At 72.3% G+C, this 19,275-nt stretch carries 18 protein-coding genes; 9 read left to right on the forward strand and 9 right to left on the reverse strand.

Going from position 1 to position 19,275, the window contains the following annotated elements:
* The 6 genes from ACFRKB_RS19980 to ACFRKB_RS20005 all read left to right on the forward strand — a co-directional run bounded on the left by ACFRKB_RS19980 (position 1) and on the right by ACFRKB_RS20005 (position 4,784).
* Positions 1-210 (forward strand): MbtH family protein, encoded by a 210-nt coding sequence (locus ACFRKB_RS19980; protein ID WP_365974803.1) that lies wholly within the window; start codon positions 1-3, stop codon positions 208-210.
* 36 nt (positions 211-246) lie between these two features.
* Complete coding sequence (locus ACFRKB_RS19985; protein ID WP_383107389.1) at positions 247-621, forward strand: nuclear transport factor 2 family protein; 375 nt, start codon at positions 247-249, stop codon at positions 619-621.
* A 71-nt stretch (positions 622-692) separates the two neighbouring features.
* Positions 693-1,871, forward strand: coding sequence for a branched-chain amino acid aminotransferase (locus ACFRKB_RS19990; protein WP_383107390.1), 1,179 nt, complete (start codon positions 693-695; stop codon positions 1,869-1,871).
* Complete coding sequence (locus tag ACFRKB_RS19995; RefSeq protein WP_383107391.1) at positions 1,868-2,371, forward strand: YbaK/EbsC family protein; 504 nt, start codon at positions 1,868-1,870, stop codon at positions 2,369-2,371. Before ACFRKB_RS19990 ends, ACFRKB_RS19995 begins: the two co-directional genes overlap by 4 nt.
* A 71-nt stretch (positions 2,372-2,442) precedes the next feature.
* The gene (trpC, locus tag ACFRKB_RS20000) at positions 2,443-3,234 is read left to right on the forward strand and encodes an indole-3-glycerol phosphate synthase TrpC (protein ID WP_383107393.1); all 792 of its coding nucleotides are present in this window, start codon (positions 2,443-2,445) and stop codon (positions 3,232-3,234) included.
* 752 nt (positions 3,235-3,986) lie between these two features.
* Entirely contained in the window at positions 3,987-4,784 is a 798-nt protein-coding gene (locus ACFRKB_RS20005) for an ArsR/SmtB family transcription factor (RefSeq protein WP_383107395.1), read from the forward strand.
* 64 nt (positions 4,785-4,848) lie between these two features.
* On the opposite strand, the gene ACFRKB_RS20010 is transcribed toward ACFRKB_RS20005, so the two are convergent.
* The 5 genes from ACFRKB_RS20010 to ACFRKB_RS20030 form a co-directional block, all read right to left on the reverse strand.
* The gene (locus tag ACFRKB_RS20010) at positions 4,849-5,538 is read right to left on the reverse strand and encodes an HAD family hydrolase (protein ID WP_383107396.1); all 690 of its coding nucleotides are present in this window, start codon (positions 5,536-5,538) and stop codon (positions 4,849-4,851) included.
* Between the two features lie 25 nt (positions 5,539-5,563).
* The gene (locus ACFRKB_RS20015) at positions 5,564-6,046 is read right to left on the reverse strand and encodes an Lrp/AsnC family transcriptional regulator (protein ID WP_383107397.1); all 483 of its coding nucleotides are present in this window, start codon (positions 6,044-6,046) and stop codon (positions 5,564-5,566) included.
* 57 nt (positions 6,047-6,103) lie between these two features.
* Positions 6,104-7,591, reverse strand: coding sequence for a hypothetical protein (locus tag ACFRKB_RS20020; RefSeq protein ID WP_383107399.1), 1,488 nt, complete (start codon positions 7,589-7,591; stop codon positions 6,104-6,106).
* Positions 7,592-7,781: 190 nt separating this feature from the next.
* Complete coding sequence (locus ACFRKB_RS20025) at positions 7,782-9,002, reverse strand: MFS transporter (RefSeq protein ID WP_383107401.1); 1,221 nt, start codon at positions 9,000-9,002, stop codon at positions 7,782-7,784.
* A 65-nt stretch (positions 9,003-9,067) separates the two neighbouring features.
* Positions 9,068-9,967 (reverse strand): alpha/beta fold hydrolase, encoded by a 900-nt coding sequence (locus tag ACFRKB_RS20030; RefSeq protein ID WP_383107403.1) that lies wholly within the window; start codon positions 9,965-9,967, stop codon positions 9,068-9,070.
* 213 nt (positions 9,968-10,180) lie between these two features.
* On the opposite strand from ACFRKB_RS20030, the gene ACFRKB_RS20035 reads away from it, so the two are divergent.
* The 3 genes from ACFRKB_RS20035 to ACFRKB_RS20045 all read left to right on the forward strand — a co-directional run bounded on the left by ACFRKB_RS20035 (position 10,181) and on the right by ACFRKB_RS20045 (position 15,102).
* Positions 10,181-12,190, forward strand: a complete 2,010-nt coding sequence (locus tag ACFRKB_RS20035) for an AfsR/SARP family transcriptional regulator (protein ID WP_383107405.1) — start codon at positions 10,181-10,183, stop codon at positions 12,188-12,190.
* 224 nt (positions 12,191-12,414) lie between these two features.
* The gene (locus ACFRKB_RS20040; protein WP_383107636.1) at positions 12,415-13,929 is read left to right on the forward strand and encodes an FUSC family protein; all 1,515 of its coding nucleotides are present in this window, start codon (positions 12,415-12,417) and stop codon (positions 13,927-13,929) included.
* A 114-nt stretch (positions 13,930-14,043) separates the two neighbouring features.
* Positions 14,044-15,102 carry a lactonase family protein gene (locus tag ACFRKB_RS20045; RefSeq protein ID WP_383107406.1) on the forward strand — a complete coding sequence of 353 codons (1,059 nt, stop codon included), beginning with the start codon at positions 14,044-14,046 and terminating at the stop codon, positions 15,100-15,102.
* A 193-nt stretch (positions 15,103-15,295) separates the two neighbouring features.
* Here ACFRKB_RS20045 and ACFRKB_RS20050 read toward each other — a convergent pair whose 3' ends face one another.
* The 4 genes from ACFRKB_RS20050 to ACFRKB_RS20065 all read right to left on the reverse strand — a co-directional run bounded on the left by ACFRKB_RS20050 (position 15,296) and on the right by ACFRKB_RS20065 (position 19,227).
* A complete protein-coding gene (locus tag ACFRKB_RS20050) occupies positions 15,296-16,216 on the reverse strand; it encodes a sirohydrochlorin chelatase (RefSeq protein WP_383107408.1) in 921 nt (306 codons plus the stop codon).
* A gap of 95 nt (positions 16,217-16,311) precedes the next feature.
* The gene (locus tag ACFRKB_RS20055) at positions 16,312-17,316 is read right to left on the reverse strand and encodes an N-acetylglucosamine kinase (protein WP_383107410.1); all 1,005 of its coding nucleotides are present in this window, start codon (positions 17,314-17,316) and stop codon (positions 16,312-16,314) included.
* A 63-nt stretch (positions 17,317-17,379) separates the two neighbouring features.
* The gene (locus ACFRKB_RS20060; RefSeq protein WP_383107412.1) at positions 17,380-18,057 is read right to left on the reverse strand and encodes a uracil-DNA glycosylase; all 678 of its coding nucleotides are present in this window, start codon (positions 18,055-18,057) and stop codon (positions 17,380-17,382) included.
* A gap of 81 nt (positions 18,058-18,138) precedes the next feature.
* On the reverse strand, positions 18,139-19,227 hold the full coding sequence (locus tag ACFRKB_RS20065) for a WD40/YVTN/BNR-like repeat-containing protein (RefSeq protein WP_383107414.1): 1,089 nt from the start codon (positions 19,225-19,227) through the stop codon (positions 18,139-18,141).
* Positions 19,228-19,275: the final 48 nt, after the last annotated feature.

Here is a 19,275-nt window from a genome sequence, read left to right on the forward strand (position 1 = left end):
ATGTCGGAACCGTTCGAGAACAACGAAGCCTTCTATCTCGTACTCGTCAATACGGAGGGACAGCACTCGGTCTGGCCCACCTTCGCCGATGTGCCCAAGGGCTGGGAGGTCGTCTTCGGCCCGCGGCTGCGGCAGGAATGCCTCGACTTCGTGGAGACCAACTGGACCGATATGCGGCCCAAGTCCCTGATCGAGGCCATGGACGCGTGACATGACCGGCGCAGCCAACCGGACGGAGGACAGCAGATGACCGAGAGCTCTCCCACCGAGGGCAATGTGGCCCGCGTGCGCGAGTACTACAGGCTGGTGGACGCCGACGACGTCCCCGGGCTCGTCTCCCTCTTCGCGGAGGACGCCGTCTACCGGCGGCCCGGATACGAACCCATGCGCGGTCACACCGGCCTGACCGCCTTCTACACCGGCGAGCGCGTGATCGAGACCGGCCGGCACACCGTCGCCACGATCGTCGCGCGGGGCGACCAGGTCGCGGTCAACGGTGTCTTCGAGGGCGTCCTCAAGGACGGCCGTCAAGTACGCCTGGAATTCGCCGACTTCTTCCTGCTCGACGACGAGCGGCGGTTCAGCCGGCGGGACACCTACTTCTTCGCCCCACTGGTATGACGCCACCCCGCCCCCCGTCACCCGCCACACCCCGATCGCACGAACCGCCACAGGAGGCCGGAGTGCATATCGTGTCCACACCCGTAGCCCGACCACTGACGGCGCCGGAGCGCGCGGAGCGCTGCGCCGCGCCCGCCTTCGGCACCGCGTTCACCGAGCACATGGTCTCCGCCCGATGGAACACCGAACAGGGCTGGCACGAAGCCGAGTTGGTGCCGTACGGTCCGCTGCTCCTGGACCCGGCCACGGTGGGTCTGCACTACGGCCAGGTCGTCTTCGAGGGGCTCAAGGCGTTCCGTTCACACTCCGGCGAGGTCGCGGTCTTCCGGCCGGACGCGCACGCCGTACGGATGCGTGCCTCGGCCCGGCGCCTCATGATGCCCGAGCCGCCCGAGGAACTGTTCCTCGCGGCGGTGGACGCCCTGGTCGCCCAGGACCAGGAATGGATACCCGACGACCCCGGCATGAGCCTGTATCTGCGGCCCATCCTCTTCGCGAGCGAGCGCACCCTCGCTCTGCGACCCGCCCGTGAATACCGCTTCCTGGTGGTGGCGTTCATCACCGAGGGCTACTTCGGCCATGCCCAGCGCCCGGTACGGGTCTGGGTCACCGACGAGTACTCCCGGGCCGCCGCCGGTGGCACCGGAGCCGCCAAATGCGCGGGCAACTACGCGGGAAGCCTGCTCGCCCAGGAGGAGGCCCAGCGCAAGGGGTGCGACCAAGTCGTCTGGCTCGATCCGGTGGAGCGCCGCTGGGTCGAGGAGATGGGGGGCATGAACCTCTTCTTCGTGTACGGGTCGGGCGGTTCGGCCCGGCTGGTCACCCCGCCGCTGACGGGCAGTCTGCTGCCCGGAGTCACGCGTGACGCGCTTCTGCGGCTGGCCCCCACCCTCGGTGTGCCGGTGAGCGAGGCACCACTGAGCCTGGAGCGGTGGCGGGCCGACTGTGCCTCCGGTGAGATCACCGAGGTCTTCGCGTGCGGCACCGCCGCCCGGATCAGCCCCGTCAACGAGGTCAGCACCAAGGACGGCTCCTGGACCATCGGCGAAAGCGCCGCCGACCGGAGCGCCGTCGACCGGAGCGCCGTCGACCGGAGCGCCGTCCGCCGGAGCGCCGTCGGCCGCGGCACCGCCGGCGAGATCACCGGCAGGCTCTCGGACGCGCTGTTCGGTATCCAGCGCGGCGAACTCCCCGACCCGCACTCCTGGATGCGGCCGGTGTCCCCGGCCAGACAGTCGGCGACCACATGAACGAGACCGCCGGTCGCGACGAACTCGTCGCGTCGCAGCGTCTGTTGAACCTGCTGGAGGAGTCGGGCGCGCGCTATGAACTCCTCGCGCACGCGCCCGAGGGCCGGACCGCGCTCGCCAGCGCGCTGCGCGGCCATGCCCTGACGGCAGCGGCCAAGTGCCTGATCGTGACCGTGCTCGGCGGTACCCCGGCCGAGCGGCACATCCTCGCGGTGATCCCCGGCGACCGCCGGGTGGATCTGGGGCGGGTCGCGGCGGAGTGCGGCGGACAGCGCGCCCAACTCGCCCGGCGCGATGTCGCGGAGAGCCTGACCGGCTGTGTGAGCGGCAGCATCATCCCGTTCTCGTTCCATGACGAGCTGACCGCGCTCGCCGACCCCGCGCTCTTCGCGGAGACGACGCTGTACTTCAACGCGGCCAGGCTGGACCTGTCGGTGGCGCTCGCCACCGAGGACTATCTGGCCCTCGCCAACCCCAAGATCGTCCCGATCGCCGTCTGACGGGGACGGTGACCGCGTCACCGTTTCAGCCGGCTCGGAGGCGTGATTCGACGCGAGAGGACCGACACCCCATGACCGTGCTCGACGAGATCATCCGCGGAGTACGCGAGGACGTCGCCGGGCGCCGACGACGCGTTCCTGAAAGTGAGGTGCGAGAGCGGGCGATGAGCCGGGCGCCCGCCCTCGACGCCGCCGCCGCCCTGCGCGGCACCACAGGTGTGCGGATCATCGCCGAGGTGAAGAGGGCCAGCCCCTCCAAGGGCGCGCTGGCCGCCATCGCCGACCCGGCGGCGCTGGCCGGGGAGTACGAACGAGGAGGCGCGGCGGCGGTCAGCGTCCTGACGGAGGAGCGCCGCTTTCATGGCTCGCTCGCTGATCTGGACGCGGTCCGCGCCGAGGTGCGGATCCCCGTACTGCGCAAGGACTTTGTGGTCACGCCCTACCAGCTGTGGGAGACCAGGGCCCATGGGGCGGACCTGGCGCTGCTGATCGTGGCGGCGCTTCCGCAGCACGAACTCGCCGCGCTGCTGAGGCTCGCGGGTGAACTGGGGCTCACAGCACTGATGGAAGTGCACGACGAGGAGGAGACCGATCGCGCGCTCGCGCTCGGCGCGTCGGTGATCGGTGTCAACGCCCGGGATCTGAAGACCCTCCGTATCGACCGCGGAACGTTCGCGCGGCTCGCCCCGCGTATCCCGGAGGGCGTGGTACGTATCGCGGAATCCGGTATCCGGGGGCCCGAGGACGTGGCCGAAGTCGCCGCCCACGGCGCGGACGCGGTGCTGGTGGGCGAGGCACTGGTCACCGCCGCGGGTCCGGGCCCGGCGCTGGCGGCACTCCGCGGCCACGGTGTCCGGCCATAAGAGCGCCCTCTCCTGTACGAGTGCCCTCTCCTGTGCCGTTCGGCCGTGGTCCTCATTCGGCCCGGCGTGGCCGGGCATCGCGGGTTGTGGAACCGGCGTGGATGGGCTAGGCCGGGCGCCGCTGCCGGATTCACGTATGACCTGCCGTATTACCGGCGGACGCGGAAGAAAAGCAGCGGGTCCGTACGAGGGAGTTTTAGCCCCCGCTAAAACTCCCTCGTACGCCGCTCACGCATTCCGGCCACATTCCCTGGAGAAGTTCCGACCCGGGCCCATTCCGGTATAGGGAGAACAACACCGCCGGCGGCCGATCCCGTTTGCCGGGCGCGGTTCGGGACTGTGGCTAAACTCCTGGAAAACAGCGGGGTTGACGCACTTTCGACTACAGCTGACCCCTCTTGGGCAGGTGCAGCCAGCTGTACCTCCATAGGCATGTGGCCTCCCCTGTCGGATGTGAGGGGGCGGACGCACTATGGAAGTCATCAAGGCAAGCGGTACTTTCGAATGTTTCCGATTGCCCTTGGCGACTCGTGGTAACGTCGAATGCGCTTACGAGTTGAAACAGTGGGAGCGGCTCGTCGCCGGTGAATGCGAGTCCGGGTCGACAGTGCGCACGGATCCTGCGGGGGAGTATGCGTCGCATATATTTTACGCCTGAGAGCCTGTCGCAAACCAGAGTTCTTACACAGGTCGATCACGTACGCGAGTCCCTCTTCGCTCTCGAAGAGCTGAGCCTGGGCGGCGGCGGACCGGTGTTCAAGCCATGGCGCAAGAAGCTGGGCAACTCCGGCAACATCCGTGCCCTGGTCAAACTCGCCCAGGTGGTCCGTCCGATCCCGGACATCGACCAAGTGGTGCGCAGGCTGGGACTCGACGCGCGTAGCACCACGGAGGACGACGGCCTCGCGCGGATACCCGGATCCCGCGAGAGACCCCAAGTCGTCCAGGACCTTGAGGAGTTCCACCGCATCGCGATAGCCCCGTACTGGAAAGCCATCTCCAAGCGGCTGCACGCCGACCGCACCGCGCGCGGTCAGATCATGCTCAGCGACGGAGTCGGCAAGCTGCTCTCCACCCTCCACCCGGCCATCCGCTGGGACGCGCCCATCCTCGAAGTCCCCGGAAACGGCGACGACTTGAAGCTGGAATCCAGCGGCCTCGCGCTGGCGCCCTCCCTGTTCCTGGCGGGCCGCCCCCCGGTGCTCTCGGGCGGCGGAGCCGACGGACGTCCCGTGACGCTGATCTATCCCACCCGCGCCAACCCCGAGTGGGCGGACTCGCTGTGGGAGTCCAAGGGCGGTGCCGAGCACGCCCTGCACGCGCTGGTGGGGCGTACGCGCGCGTCGGTCCTGGAGGCCCTCACCAGCAGCTGCACCACCACCGAGGTCGGCGAGAGCGTGGGGATCTCCTCGGCGGCGGCCAGTCAGCACACCTCGGTGCTGCGCACGGCCGGGCTGATCACCACCCTGCGTACCTTCAACAAGGTGCAGCACACCATCACCCCGCTCGGCGTCGCGCTGCTCAACGGAGACATGGCGGACCGGAGCTGAGGCCCCCGGCCCCAGCTCTCGTGGTGCGGGATCAGTGGGCCCTTCGGGATCAGCGGGCCCGGCCCTACTCGCCGACGATCCACGCGTACGCGGCCTGCGCCGTGAACTCGCTCTGTCCGCCGGGGAAGACCAGCTCCGCCGTATCGAACCCCGGATCGAGAGGTACGCCGGTGGCCGGGGCGTACGGCACCGCGACACATCGCATCCCGGCGGCCCGCGCCGCCATCACACCGGGCGCGGCGTCCTCCAGCACCACGCAGTGGGCGGGGCCGGCTCCCAGCCGGCGCGCCGCCTCCAGGAAGACATCCGGCGCCGGCTTGCCGCGCGCGACCTCCTCGGCCGAGACGGTCGTGGTGAAGTACCCGTCAAGTCCGGTGACGGCGAGCGCCTGATCGATGGCCGCGCCGGACGAACCGGACGCCACGGCCATGGGTACGCCCTCGGTGTGCAGCCGTTCCACCAGCTTCCGCATCTGCGGGAACGCCTCCGTCGAGGCGCGCACCCGCTCCAGATAGAGCCGGTTCTTCTCGGCGAGCAGGGTGTCCACCGGCGCGTCGATCCCGTACTCCTCGCGCAGCGCCTCCAGCGTCTCGCGGGTGCCGATCCCGATGAACCGGCTGTGCTGCTCCCAGCTGAAGTCGGACACACCGTACTGGGCCAGCAGCAGCCGACCGGCTTCGTAATAGTTCGGTTCACTGTCGACGAGTGTTCCGTCGAGATCGAAGATGACCGCAAGCGCAGGGGAAGTGCTCATACGCCCCAGCATGCCAAGGGCCCGGTCAGCGTCGCTCGGCGACGTCCCGGCCCACCGACTCGACCAGCGGCAGCAGTCGGTGCGGCACCCGCTCGCGCAGCGCCATCTCCGTACGCGTACGGACCACACCCGGCAGCTGGATCAGACGCTGGACGACATCCTCCAAATGGCCGTTGTCGCGGGCCACGACCCGGGTGAGGAGATCCCCGGCACCCGTGATCGAGAACGCCTCGACGATCTCGGGTACCTCGGCGAGCGCGTCACCGACCTCGTCCAGATGCCCTTGTGTGACCTCGATATGGACAAAGGCGAGCACCGGATGGCCAAGGGCGGCGGGGGAGAGGAACGGCCCGGTGCCGGTGATCACCCCCTCGCGCTCCAGCCGGTCGAGCCGGGCCTGCAGCGTCCCCCGGGCGATCCCGAGGATGCGCGCGTACTCCCGCACGCTGGTACGCGGCTGCTCGATGAGGAGCCGCAGGATGCGGGTGTCGAGCGCGTCCACCGCCATGGTCCGCCGGCCTCCTGCCGTCCGTGGGTACGGTCCGGGCCTGTACCGATGGCCTCATTATGTGGGACCGGACGATGTGGGACCGGCCTGAGCCATCAGCCCCGGGCCTTCCGGCGACGCGGGCGACGGCAGACTGATCGCCTCGGCCGCGTCGCCGCCGCCGGCGTCGCCGAGCCCGGTGTGGCCGTCCGCGCCGTCCGCGCCGGGGGCGCGGTCGTCCAGCGTGATGGTGACGGTGGTGCCCGCGGGGGCGAGGGTGTCCAGACCGGCGTCGATGCGTTCGTACAGGGTGGTGGCCAGCGCCCAGTCGCCGTCACCCGCCTCCGTGCTGTGCCGGGTGGTGAACAGCGAGATCAGGACGGCGATCAGCGAGCGCCCGGACAGCGCGGCGGCGATCCGGTCATCGCCCCGGTCGGTGATCTGCGGAGGCATCCGGAAGTGGGAGTGGCGGCCCGCCTGGCCGGTGATGAACTCCCAGGTGTCGCGATGGCAGACCAGGGACGCCGAGGACACCCGCGCGGCGCGCTTCAGCAACTCACCGTGCTCCTCGGGCACGACGGGCACGGCAGGCATGGTGGTCACGGCTGTCACGACAGGCATTGCGGCCACGGCCGCATCGGGCGTCTCGGACATCTCGGGCGGCAGCTGTCGCGCGGGCTCCAGAGGCGCCCGCCGAGTCTCCTCGTCGTCCATACGGGAGGTCAGCGCGGTGATGTCCGCACGGACCGCCGCCAGTTCACCGCGAGCCTCTTCGAGGTGCTCCAGCAACGGGCCGAACTCCCGGCGCAGGGCGTCCAGGAGAGACGGTGTCACCGCCCACATCGGCCCAGGAGAGGACCCTTCGGTCGTGATACTCCGGGGGAGCGCCGATCGCTCGGGCGGCGCCGAAGCCTCGGGCGATGCCGGCGGTTCGGGCGATGCCAATGGTTCGGACGGCGCGGAAACCTCGGGCGGGGGTTCGGATGAGGGCAAGGGCCCGGCCCCGGGCGCGGGTTCAGGCTGTGCCAATGGCTCGGGCGGCCCCGACAGTACGGTCCGGGCGTCGTCCTCCTCGCGCTGGCTGGGAACGCTGGGCATACCGGGGACACCAGTCATGCCGGGGACGCCAGGGATACCGGCGACGCCAGGCATCTCAGGAGCCCCGGACAGGCCGGCCACCCCCGGCATTCCGGGCGGCACCAGCGGCCCGCCGGGCTCCCCGAACGACAGGGACGGGTGACCGGCGGACCCCGGACGGAGGGCCTCGACCGCCTCCTTCAGCTGCTGCACCTCGTCCTGCAGGATCTCCACGGCGGTCTCGACGGCCTGCCCCAGCTCTTCCCTGCCGCGCGCCAGGCCCTCCCTCGTCTCCTGGAGCTCCGTACGCAGTTCGCCCAGCCCGGACGCGAGGGCCTCCTGGGTGGCCCGGTGCGCCTCGTCGCCCGCCATCCGGAGCCGGTCGAACCCCTCGGCGAGTGCCGCCCGCAGCTCCCTGCGCGTGTCGGTCAGCGAGTTGTGCAGCATGCTCAGCAGGGTGTGGGAGCCGTCGTCCTTGTTCCGGGCCAACACTGTTCCTCGTCTCTACGGTAAGTAGTCACCTGATCTCTGGCAGTGCTCGCCCCGGGTGAAACCTCGGGGACGGCGATAACTGACGCGCTGCCACTCTTCGGAGTGGTTGTGCGGTGGATCCGGCATGATGCCGCCGGACTCCGCCGAGGCGACGGCACACCCCGACCGGTCCGTCTCGTGCTCGCGCTCACTCGCTCCGGGACAGACCGAGGCGGCGGATCAGCCCGGTGGTGACGGCGAACAGCACCCCGCACCCGACAAGCGCGTAGGAGAGACCGGCCGCTCCGGCGAGCAGTGCGATCGCGGCGCCGCAGATGATCTCACCGGCGTACTCCGCCTGGGCGAGAAAGGAATGCACCGTCGCCCTGACGTCGTCGGTGGACTGCTGGTTCACCCAGATGGTGCCGATGGTGCGCGTCAGGGGCAGCGCGACCCCCGCCGCCAGGAGAACCGCCGCGCTGCCGCTCACCTCATCGGGTGCGACGGCCAGCGCGATGAGACCGACCGCGCCGGCCACACACGCCACCGCGTAACCGCGCTGTGCGGCACGGACATCGTTCATACGCGCCTCCACCATCCGCAGCGCGAGCGCGCCGACCAGCAGCGCGACGATGCCGAGCGCGGTGAACAGGACGAGGGGCTCGGACGGGAATCCGATGTCGAAGAGCCGCTGCGGGTGCAGCCGGGCGAAGGTGTCGGCGGCCCCGTTGACCAGGAACGTGGCCGCGAAGACGAGCAGGATCGCCCTGCTGTGGCGGACGAGCGACGACCCGCGCTTCAGGATGGACCAGGAGGCCGACCACCGCCCCGCGGCGGCCGGCACGAACCGCTCCTCACGGAAGCGGAACACGACGTACAGGCCGAGCAGCAGCATGGCGGCTCCGGCCAGCACCATGGCCGTACCACGATCCAGGAACGAGCCGAGCGCGCCGAACCCGATCAGCCCGGCCGCGGCGCCGGTCAGCTGGGCCCGGCCGGAGCGCACCAGCACGGCCGAGATCTTCTCCGGCCGGGCCAACTCGTCGGTCACCCACGCCACATCGGCGCCGCTCGCGAAGGTCCAGGACAGCCCCCACAGCATCTGTGTGCCGACCACGGCCCAGAACTCGGTCACCAGCCCGGTCGTCATCATCGCCGTACCCATCAGCACGTGCGAGACGACAAGAGACCACTTCCGGCTCACGGTGTCGGCGAGCACACCGGCCGGGATCTCGCAGACGAGCGCGGTGATCCCCTGGGCCGTTCCGACGAACACCAGCTGCGCCGCGGTGAGTTGGGCGTCGACGACCAGATAGACACTGGTGACCAGCCACCAGCCGTTGTGCAACACGGCGCGCGCCCACGTCCATCGCAGAAAGACGACGACGAGGTCGGGGGCGCGCGTCACACTGTTCGGGCTTCCGTTCACGCCCGGATCATCGGGCATACGGGGACGTGGCTCAACACGATTTACGTGCGCTACGACCGGACTGACTACGCCCCATGGAACGGCGGTTCGACCGTGAGCAGGTCGCGCAGCGCCTTGGTGATATCGGCGGGGGCTTCCTCGGCCATGAAGTGCCCGTAGCCGACGGAGACATGGCGCAGATCGGCGGCCCACGCCTGCCACAAGGACCGCGCGTCGTAGCCGAGGGCCGCGCCCCAGTCCTGCTGGAGGACGGTGACCGGCATCCGCAGCCGGTTGCCGGCGTCCCGGTCCGTACGGTCGTGCTCGACGTCGACGCCGGCGGAGGCACGGTAGTCGGCGACGATCGAGGGCACCGCGTCCCGGCAGGCGTCCAGATACGCGGCGCGGACCTCGGCGGGGATCGCCCCCGGGTCGTTGGTCCAGCTGTCCAGGAAGTGGCCGAAGAAGGCGTCCGCGCAGGCGCCGATCATCCGCTCGGGCAGGCCGGGCGGCTGGGCCATCAGATAGAGGTGGAAGCCGACGGCGGCGGTGGTGCCGTGCATCACCTCCCACATGTCCAGTGTCGGCAGTACGTCGAGGCAGGCCAGGTGGGTGACCGCCGCGGGGTGGTCGAGTGCGGCGCGGAAGGCGACCAGGGCGCCCCGGTCGTGCCCGGCCAGCGCGAACCGCTCATGCCCCAGCGCGCGGGCCAGGGCGACGATGTCGGCGGCCATGGTGCGCTTGGAGTAGGTGGCACCGCCGGCCTCGGCGGGTTTGTCGCTGGCGCCGTAGCCGCGCAGGTCGGGGCAGATCACGGTGTGGTCGGCCGCGAGGTCGGCGGCGACATGCCGCCACATCAGATGCGTCTGGGGGAAGCCGTGCAGCAGTACGACCGGACTGCCCGTGCCCGCGACGGCCGCGTTCAGTGACACGCCGTCGGCGACGGGAACGCGCCGGTAGTCGAAGCCGGTGAGGGCAGGCGTCATGGTTCCGCCTCTCTTTCCGTAGCTGATCCGGATGACCAGGCTGATCAAGGTGACCGAGGTGACCGAGGTGACCCGGTTGGTCCGGAGGTCCAGGGTGGCCCGGTCGGCCGATCTGGACAGGTGCCTTCAGCCTGCCGGGCGCGAATGAGCATCGGATCAGCGCGCTATAGCGTGGCCGGGGGCGAAGCCACGCCCGAGGGAAGGTGGTCACGGGTGCGGGTCGCGCGGGTCGGGTTCGGGGTGCTGGGGCCGGTCACGGCCTGGGACGCGGCTGGGGACGCGATCGCCCTCAAGGGACCCCGGCACCGCGCGGTGCTGGCCCGGCTGATCGTCGCCCGCCGCCGCGTGGTGCCGGTCGCCCGCCTGGTCGAGGATCTGTGGGCGGATCCGCCGCCGGGCGCGGTCGGGGCCGTACGCACCTTCGTGGCCGCGCTGCGCCGCGCGCTGGAGCCGGAGCGCCCGCCCCGCGCCCCGGCCGGTCTGCTGATCACGGAGGGGCCGGGGTACGCGCTGCGCGCGGAGCCGGACGCGGTCGACGCCTGGCGCTTCGAGCAAGCGGTGGCCGCCGCCGCGACGCTGCCTCCCGACGGCGCGCTCGGGCGGCTGGAAGAGGCGCTGGGGTGGTGGCGCGGTCCCGCGTACGCGGAGTTCGCCGACGCGGCCTGGGCCCGCGCGGAGCGCTCCCGCCTCACGGAGCTGCGGCTGCACGCCGTCGAGCGGCGGGCGGAAGCCAGGCTGTCCCTGGGGATGGCGGCCGAAGCGGTGCCGGATCTGGACGCGCATGCCGCCGAACACCCCTGGCGCGAGGACGCCTGGCGGCTGCTGGCCCTCGCGCTCTACCGGTCCGGCCGCCAGGGCGACGCTCTCGCGGTGCTGCGCCGGGCACGCACGCTGCTGGCGGAGCAGCTGGGGGTGGACCCGGGGCCGGGGCTGCGCCGTCTGGAAGCGGACATCCTCGCCCACGCCGACCATCTCGCCCCCTCGGCCGGGCCCGGCACCAGCGGGGTAGGCCCGGCGGGACAGGTGTGGGCGCGGGCAGCCGCCGCGTACGACCGTACCGTCGCCTCGGGTGCCCGGGCCCGGCTGGAGTCCACGGTGGGCCTGCTGCGCAGCCTCGCGGTGACCGGGGGCGGCGGTCTGGAGGCGGCCCGTCTGCATCGCCTGGCGGCCATCGGCGCAGCGGAGGAACTGGGCGACGCGGCGCTGACCGCCCGGGTGATCGGCGCGTACGACGTCCCCGCGATCTGGACCCGCTCGGACGACCCGGAGCAGTCCGCGGCCGTCGTGGCCGCCGCCGAACGCACGCTGACCGCGCTCCCTCCCGGCGGCCACGAGGCGGCGCGGGCCCGGCTGCTGGCCACGATCGCGCTGGAGTCGCGCGGCACCCCGCCCCACGCCGTCCGAGCGGGGCGCACCCCCTCGGCGCGCGGCCTCCAGGCCGCCCGGCAGGCGGAGCGGATCGCGCGCGGACTGGACGATCCCGCACTGCTGGCGTTCGCCCTCAACGGCGTGTTCATGCAGACCTTCCACCGCGCGGGTCTGGCCTCCCGCCGGGACGGGATCGGCGCCGAACTGGTCACCCTGTCCGCCCGCCACGACCTGGTCACCTACGAGGTCCTGGGACACCTCATCCGCCTCCAGGCGCGCGGCGCGCTCGCCGACTTCCCCGGAGCCGACGGACACGCGGCCGCCGCCGACCGGCTGGCCGAGCGCCATGAGCTGCCGCTCGTGGGCGTCTTCACGCGGTGGTACCGGGCGCTACGGCTCGCCGAGACCGGCCGGGCACCGGCGGCCGAGGTGGAGACGGCCTACCGGGAGGCCGCCACCCGCCTCGACGGCGCGGGCATGCCCGGCCTGGACCGCGGTCTGCTGCCGCTCGCGCTGCTGTGTCTGCGGGTACGGGACGGACGCCCGGCCCCGACCGACGAAAGCGTGGACTGGGGGCCGTACGCACCATGGGCCCGCCCCCTGGTGCTGCTGGCCCAGGACCGCCGCGACGCGGCCGGGGCGGCGCTGCGCGAGATCCCGGACCCGCCTCCCGACCTGCTCCTGGAGGCGCTGTGGTGCCTGACCGCGCGGGCGGCCGTCGCCCTCGGCGGCCGGGAGACGATACGGCGCGCCCACAGCGAACTGACCCCGGCGGCGGGGGAGTTGGCGGGAGCGGGCAGCGGCCTGCTCAGCCTTGGCCCGGTCGCGCGGTACCTCGAAGAGCTGGACGAGTAGGTCCGAAGTACCGTCTGTCCGGGGGCCGAGCCGCTCCGCCGAGCCCTGGCCCGTTGGCCCTCCGGCCGCGCGTGGCGATCAAGGTTCACTATGCCAATGGTCCAGTCGATCGAGGTTCACTTGAGCCACTGGGGCCAGGGGTGCTGTGATGGGTTTGTCAATGGCGCTGCGGATCCCCGCGGCGCCTTTCTCATGCCGGAGTGAAAACAGGCGGGCTGGCAGTGCTGCTGAAGAGGATGTTCGTGTCTCCCGATCCGGGACGGCTGCGGCTGTACGGTGCCGTGCGCGCCGTTCTCGGCATCGGTCTGGCGGTCCTCGTCTGCGGGGCCGCCGGTCACCCGCTCGCCGGCGTCATCACCGGCGGGCTCGCCGCGCTCCTCGCCCTCTTCACGGTCACGGACACGACGGTCCGCGGCCAGGCCGTCACCACCGCGCTGCTGCCCGCCGCCGGCTTTCCGGTGCTCGCCCTCGCGTCCGCGCTGCACGATCACCCGCTGATGCGCGACGCGGCGTTCCTCGCCGTGGCCGGTGCCGCGGTGTACGCCCGCCGCTGGGGACCGCGCGGCCATGCCCTGGGGGTCTTCGGGTTCATGACCTTCTTCGTGGCGCAGTTCCTGCACACGGTCCCCGCGCAACTGCCCGGTCTCTCCTCCGCGGTTCTGCTCGCCGTGCTCGCCTCGTCGCTCGTCCGCTTCGGCGTCTGGTGCTACGAGCGACGGCTGCCGCCGCCCGCCGTACCCGCGCTGCCCGCCGCGGCGGGCCTGGTCCGTACGACCACCCGGCAGGCGGTGCAAGTGGCCGTCGCGGGCGCGCTGGCGCTCTGCGCGGGCCAGTTGCTCTCGCAGGACCGGTGGTACTGGGCCGTCGGCGCGGCCTGGTGGATCTTTGTGAACACCGCCTCACGCGGCGAGACCCTGGTCCGCGGCTTCCGACGGGTGGTCGGCACGGCCACCGGCTCCGCCGCCGGGCTGATCATCGCCGTACCCCTGCACGGCGCACCGGCCCCCACCGCCGCGCTCGTCGCCCTGTGCGTCTTCGGGATCTTCTACACGGCCGCGGTCTCGTACAGCTGGATGATCTTCTTCGTGACGGTCATGGTCGGCCTGCTGTACGGACTGCTCGGCGTGCTCGATCCCGGGCTGCTCGCCCTGCGACTGGCGGAGACCGGCGTGGGGGCACTGGGCGCGACGGTGGCCGTCCTTCTCCTGCTGCCCGTGACCACACACGCCGTCACCGACGCGTGGATCCAGCAGGCGCTGCGCTGCGTGCACGGCTGCACCACGACGGCCGCCCGCCGGCTCGCCGGGGACGACCACGCCGACCCGGGGCCGCTCGCCGCGGAACTGGAACTGCTGCTCGGCCGCGTACGGATGTCCCTCGCGCCGCTCGTCCATCCGCTGAACCCGCTGCGGGCGCGCGGGGCCAGGGCCCGCCAGGTGCTCGTCCTGCTCGACGACTGTGCCCGTGAGGTACGGGGGTTCGCCGCCGTGGCCGCCGACCCCGCCGCCTCGCACGACGCCCGGCTGGCCGCCGCCTGCCGCCGGGTCGAGGCCGCCGTACGCGAGTTGGCGCCGCCGGGGGCGGAGCCTGCCCGTCCGGCGGACGGGGCGCCGGACGCTCCGCACCACCACCCCGGCGCCGAGGCGGCGTTGGCTCATCTGCACAGCCTGGAGCGGGCGCTCTCGGCCCTCTCCGCGCCCCTGCGCAGCGAGCCGCGCGGCCCTCTCGTCCCCGCCTGAGCTGCGGGAAGTGCCCCGGAAACGGCATACCGGGCCGGCTGATTGGTCCAGACCGCCTGCTACCGTCGGGGGCCGAGGGGCAGCCGACGGGATCAGCCGAAGAGGGGACACACAGTGAGCGGCAGGAACGATGGGCGGGCCTTCATCGGATCGTTCACCTCCTCGGGGGGCCGGGGGATCATCGCCGTCACCGTGGACGCGGGGACCGGAGCCCTGACGGAGCGTGGAGTCACCGACGCCGTCGCCGATCCGTCCTATCTCGCGCTCGCCCCGGACGGCTCCGTGCTCTACGCGGTCTCCGAGACCGGGGAAGGCGCGGTCGCGGCGTTCAGGACACCGGCGGCGGACGCGGGGAACGGGGCGCCGCGGCTGCTCGGGGAGCCCGTACTCGTCTGCGGCGCGAGCCCCACCCATCTCACCCTCGCCGCCGGGCATCTGCTGACCGCCAACTACGGTTCCGGCAGCGTCACGGTGCTGCCCGTCGGCGCCGACGGCGCTCTCCGGCCGGCGAGCGGTGTGACCGGGCACGAGGGCTCCGGGCCGCATCCGGACCGCCAGCGCGGGCCGCACGCGCACCAGGTGGTGACCGACCCGGGCGGCCGGTGGATCCTCGCCACCGACCTCGGCACCGACTCCGTCCTGATCAGCGCCCTCGATACCACCGCCGGCGAGCTGACGCCGCACGCCGAGACCGCGCTGCGCCCCGGCACCGGGCCGCGCCATCTCGCCTTCCACCCGGCCGGCGGCCACGCCTACGTGCTCAACGAGCTGGAGCCGACGCTCACCCTCTGCCGCTGGGACGCGGGGAAGGGGCTGCTCGAACCGGTCGGCGAAGCCCCCGTCCTGCCCGACGGCGTGGACGCGGAGGGCTTCGGCTCCGAGGTGGTCGTGTCCCACGACGGACGGTTCGTCTGGGCGGCGGTCCGCGGCCACGACAGCATCGCGGTCCTCGCGCTCGACGCGACGTACGAGAAGGCCGAACTGGTCACCACGGTGGACTGCGGCGGGCGCTGGCCGCGCGATCTGGCGCTGGACCCGACGGGCCGCCGCCTCTACGCCGCCAACGAGCACTCCGGCGAGGTGACCTGGTTCGATCTCGATCCGGCGACGGGCATTCCGGTACGCGCGGGCTCCTTCGCGGCCCCCGCCGCCTCCTGCGTGGTCTTCGGCTGACCGCTGCCCCCGGACCACGCGGCCCTGACCGCTGACCACGCGGTCCCTCCGCCCTGTACGCGCGGACTCGGCCGTACCCACGCGGAAGGGCCCGCGCCGGAGTGAATCCGGGGCGGGCCCTTTCCACGGATACGGGCGGGCTGTGCTCCCGCCGTACTCAGGGGCGTGCGGCGCGTGGCCGGTGCGGGGCGGGTCAGCGCGTCGGTGTCCCCTGCGGCTGCGCGGGGATGCCCAGCGCGGTCGTGTACTTCGACAGCACCAGCTTCCCGATCGCCGGGTACGCGCCCAGCGGCTCGGCGGCGGCGCACTCCGCGTCCTTGAGTGCCGCTTCGAGCAGACCCTCGGGCAGCTCGGGGCCGACCAGATACGGCGCGAGCGCGAGCTGGGTCGAACCGGCCTCGCGCAGCTCCTGGGCGACGGCCGCGACCGAGCCCTCCTCGTCGAGCGCGGCGGCCATCACCGGTACGGCGAGACGCGCGGCCAGCAGCATTCCGGTGATCCCCGCGGTCTGTACCGCTTCCTTGCCCCCCACTGTGGCCAGGATGATCCCGTCGGCCGCCGTGGCGACCGTGAAGAGCCTGGCGCGGTCGGCACGGGCGAGCCCGGCCTCCGACAGGCGTACGTGCAGACCTTCGGCGAGCAGCGGATGCGGACCGAGGACATCGGTCAGCTCCGCCGTGGCGCCGCTGTCCGCGACGGCCTGACCTATCCGCGTGACCAGCCCACTGTCCGGTCCCGCGAGCAGCGGTACGACGACGGCGGCCGGACCCTCGGGCTCCGCCACCTCGCGGCCCGCCGCCTTCGCCAGCTCATAGCGTTCGGTACGCAGCGCGGCGGTCCCGGTGAGGACGCTCTGCAGCGTGGGGTACTCGGAGTCGTCGCCGTCCAGGAAGCCGATGACGGCGTCGAGGCCGGGCAGCTCGGAACGGGCGATACTGACGACTTCTTCGGCCAGACCGCGGACGGCGGCCGAGGGGGTGCCGGGCACCGCGACGACAAGCGCGGGCGCACCTTCGGGAGCCGCGACCGGTTCGGGGCGGCGGTGGCGCCCCGACTGACGGGGTCGCGGCATTCGTACAGGCAGGCCGGATGCGGGCCCAGTGGGGGTGCTCATGGCGTCGAATGCTACTGGTTTTGTGGGCGCGGCTGTTCGGGGAGGGGGCAGTCGCGAACCATCTGTCCTTATTTATCCGTTAGGTGTTTTTCTGCTCATCCATCCTGTTCTGTCAGGACGTTCAGCAGGCGCGCGTCATGCGGCAGCCGGAGCGCGTCCGTGGCGAGCGCCCCCGCGATGAGCAGCGCCCCGCCCAGCGGATCGGCCGCGGCGGACACGGTCGTGGCATGCGGCAGTTGACCTGCCAGCTCGGCGCGCAGGGGTACGAGCAGGGGGGCGCCGAGTCCGAACAGCCCTCCCGTGAGGGCGACTTCGCACGCGTCCGACCGTGGGCAGACCGCCGCCGCGGCCTCCGCGATATGCCGCGCGGCCGTCGAGACGATGCCCTCCGCGACCGGATCTCCGTCCGCGCAACGGGCCACCTCCGGCGCGAACGAGGCGAGTACCGCGGGCCGGTCGGTACGCGGATAGAGCAGTCCTGGCAGCTCCGGAGCGGGCCCGAAAACCGCTTCCATTCTGGACAGCAGTGCGGGCGATCCGCCGCGCCGTCCGTCGTGCGCCCGCATGGCCGCTTCCAGTCCCGCCCGGCCGATCCAGGCACCGCCGCCGCAGTCACCCAGCAAATGACCCCAGCCGTCGGCGCGCTGCCAGCCGGTCAGGTCCGTGCCCAGCGCGATCATGCCCGTACCGGCCGCGACGACCGCGCCGGGACGCTGGCCGAGCGCTCCCGCGTACGCGGTGACCGCGTCCGCCGCGAGCGCGAGCCGCCGGACGCCGAGGGAACGCTCCAGCGCCGCGGGCAGTTCGGCGCGCAGCCCATCGCCGAGCGTCGCCATCCCGGCGGCACCGATCGCGACAGCGGACAGGGCACCCGGACCCGCGCCCGTATCGGCGCCCGCCTCCGCCAGCAGGGTGTCCACCGCGGTCAGCAGCCGGGCGAGCAACTGTCCGGCGTCGATGCCCGAGGCGCCCGTACGCACCGGTTCGCCGGAGGCGGTGGCCGCGAGCGTCGTCACGCCCGCCGTCCCGTCGGAAGCCGTCGAGCCGAGCGCGAACCGCAGCCCCGAGCCGCCCGAGTCCACACCCAGCACCCAGCTCATCGATCCCCCCGGCTCATCGGCGCGTCCAGGGCATCGACCGCCCGGCTCACGCGGCCGTCCGTCTCATGGCAGCCGCCAGTCCACCGGCTGCGCCCCCTGGCCGATCAGCAGGTCATTGGCCCGGCTGAACGGACGCGAGCCGAAGAAGCCGCGGTCCGCCGACATGGGGGAGGGGTGGGCCGATTCGACGGCCGGGTAGTTCCCCAGCATCGGCCGGCAGTTACGGGCGTCACGCCCCCACAGGATGGAGACCATCGGCTTGCCGCGCGCGACCAGCGCGCGAATGGCCTGCTCGGTCACCTCTTCCCAGCCCTTGCCGCGGTGCGCGGCAGGCTTGCGGGGCGCTGTCGTGAGCGCCCTGTTGAGCAGCAGCACCCCCTGCCGCGTCCAGGGCGTCAGATCGCCGTTGGAGGGGCGGGGCAGCCCCAGATCCGTATGCGCCTCCCGGAAGATGTTCTCCAGGCTGCCGGGCAGGGGCCGCACCTCGGGAGCCACCGAGAAACTCAGCCCCACCGCGTGCCCGGGGGTCGGATAGGGATCCTGCCCCACGATCAGGACCCGCACCTCGTCGAACGGCTGCTGAAAAGCACGCAGCACATTCGGTCCGGCCGGCAAATACGTGCGTCCGGCGGCGATCTCCGCGCGCAGGAAGTCGCCCATCTCGGCGATGCGTCCGGCCACGGGGCCCAGCGCATCCGCCCATCCGGGCTCGACGATTTCGTTCAACGGTCGTGCTGCCACGGGGCGCCACTCTACTGGTGCGCGCGGCGCGCTTCCGCACACACCCGTCAACCCGCCACCGGCGGAGGGCATTTACCCGCCTCACCCGGACAGGGTGGCCGCGCGGACACAGAGCACATCCGGCAGATGCGAGGCGAGCAGCTCCCAGCTGTCGCCGTCATCGGCGCTCGCGTACACCTCGCCGTTGCGGTTGCCGAAGTACACCCCGGCCGGATCGGAGCCGTCCGTACACATCGCGTCGCGCAGTACCGTGCCGAAGTGGTCCCCCTCGGGCAGCCCGGCCGACAGCGGCTCCCAGTCGCCGCCCGCGTTCTCCGTACGGAACACCCGGCAGCGGCGCCCGGCGGGGACGCGGTCCGCGTCGGCGCTGATCGGGAACACATAGGCCACATCCGCGTGGTGCGGATGGGCGGCGACCGCGAAGCCGAAGTCGGACGGCAGACCCGCGCCGATGTCGCTCCACCGGGCGCCCGCGTCATCACTGCGGAACACACCCCAGTGGTTCTGCAGATACAGCCGGTCGGGATCGGCCGCGTCCTGCGCGATCTTGTGGACGCACTGGCCGAACTCCGGATAGGGATCGGGGAGGAAGACCGCCGACACCCCCTGGTTGGACGGCGCCCAGCTCGCGCCGCCGTCCCGGGAGCGGAACACCCCGGCCGTGGACACCGCGACCGTCACCGCGTCCGGATCCCGGGGGTCGGTCACCACCGTATGCACGGCCTCACCGCCGCCGCCCGGCACCCATCGCGACCGGGTGGGGTGCTCCCACAGCGGCCGGACCAGCTCGAAGGTCTCGCCGCCGTCGTCGGAGCGGAACAGGGCGGCGGGCTCCGAACCCGCGTACACCACCTCCGGCGCCGCGGGGCCGGCCGGATGCAGCTGCCAGACCCGCTCCAGGGAGGCGCCCGTGTCCTTGGGAAAGCGCACCGCCGGTCTCGTCGGCTCCGTCCAGCTCGCCCCGAGATCGTCCGAGTGGAACACGGACGGGCCCCAGTGCGCGCTGTCGCCGCCGACCAGCAGCCGTGGCACCGCCCGGCGCGTATCGATGCCGATCGAGTAGACCGCCTGCGCGTTGAACCGGGGGCCGTCGAAATCCCATCGGCCCCCGCGCCTGCGGCCGATGAAGAGCCCTTTGCGGGTGCCTACGGTGAGCAGTACGTCGGACATGGCCGACACCTCCAGGACGCCGTTGTCTCGGGATACGGGCCAGTCTGC

Source organism: Streptomyces scopuliridis (assembly GCF_042790125.1).
GTDB lineage: Bacteria > Actinomycetota > Actinomycetes > Streptomycetales > Streptomycetaceae > Streptomyces > Streptomyces scopuliridis_A.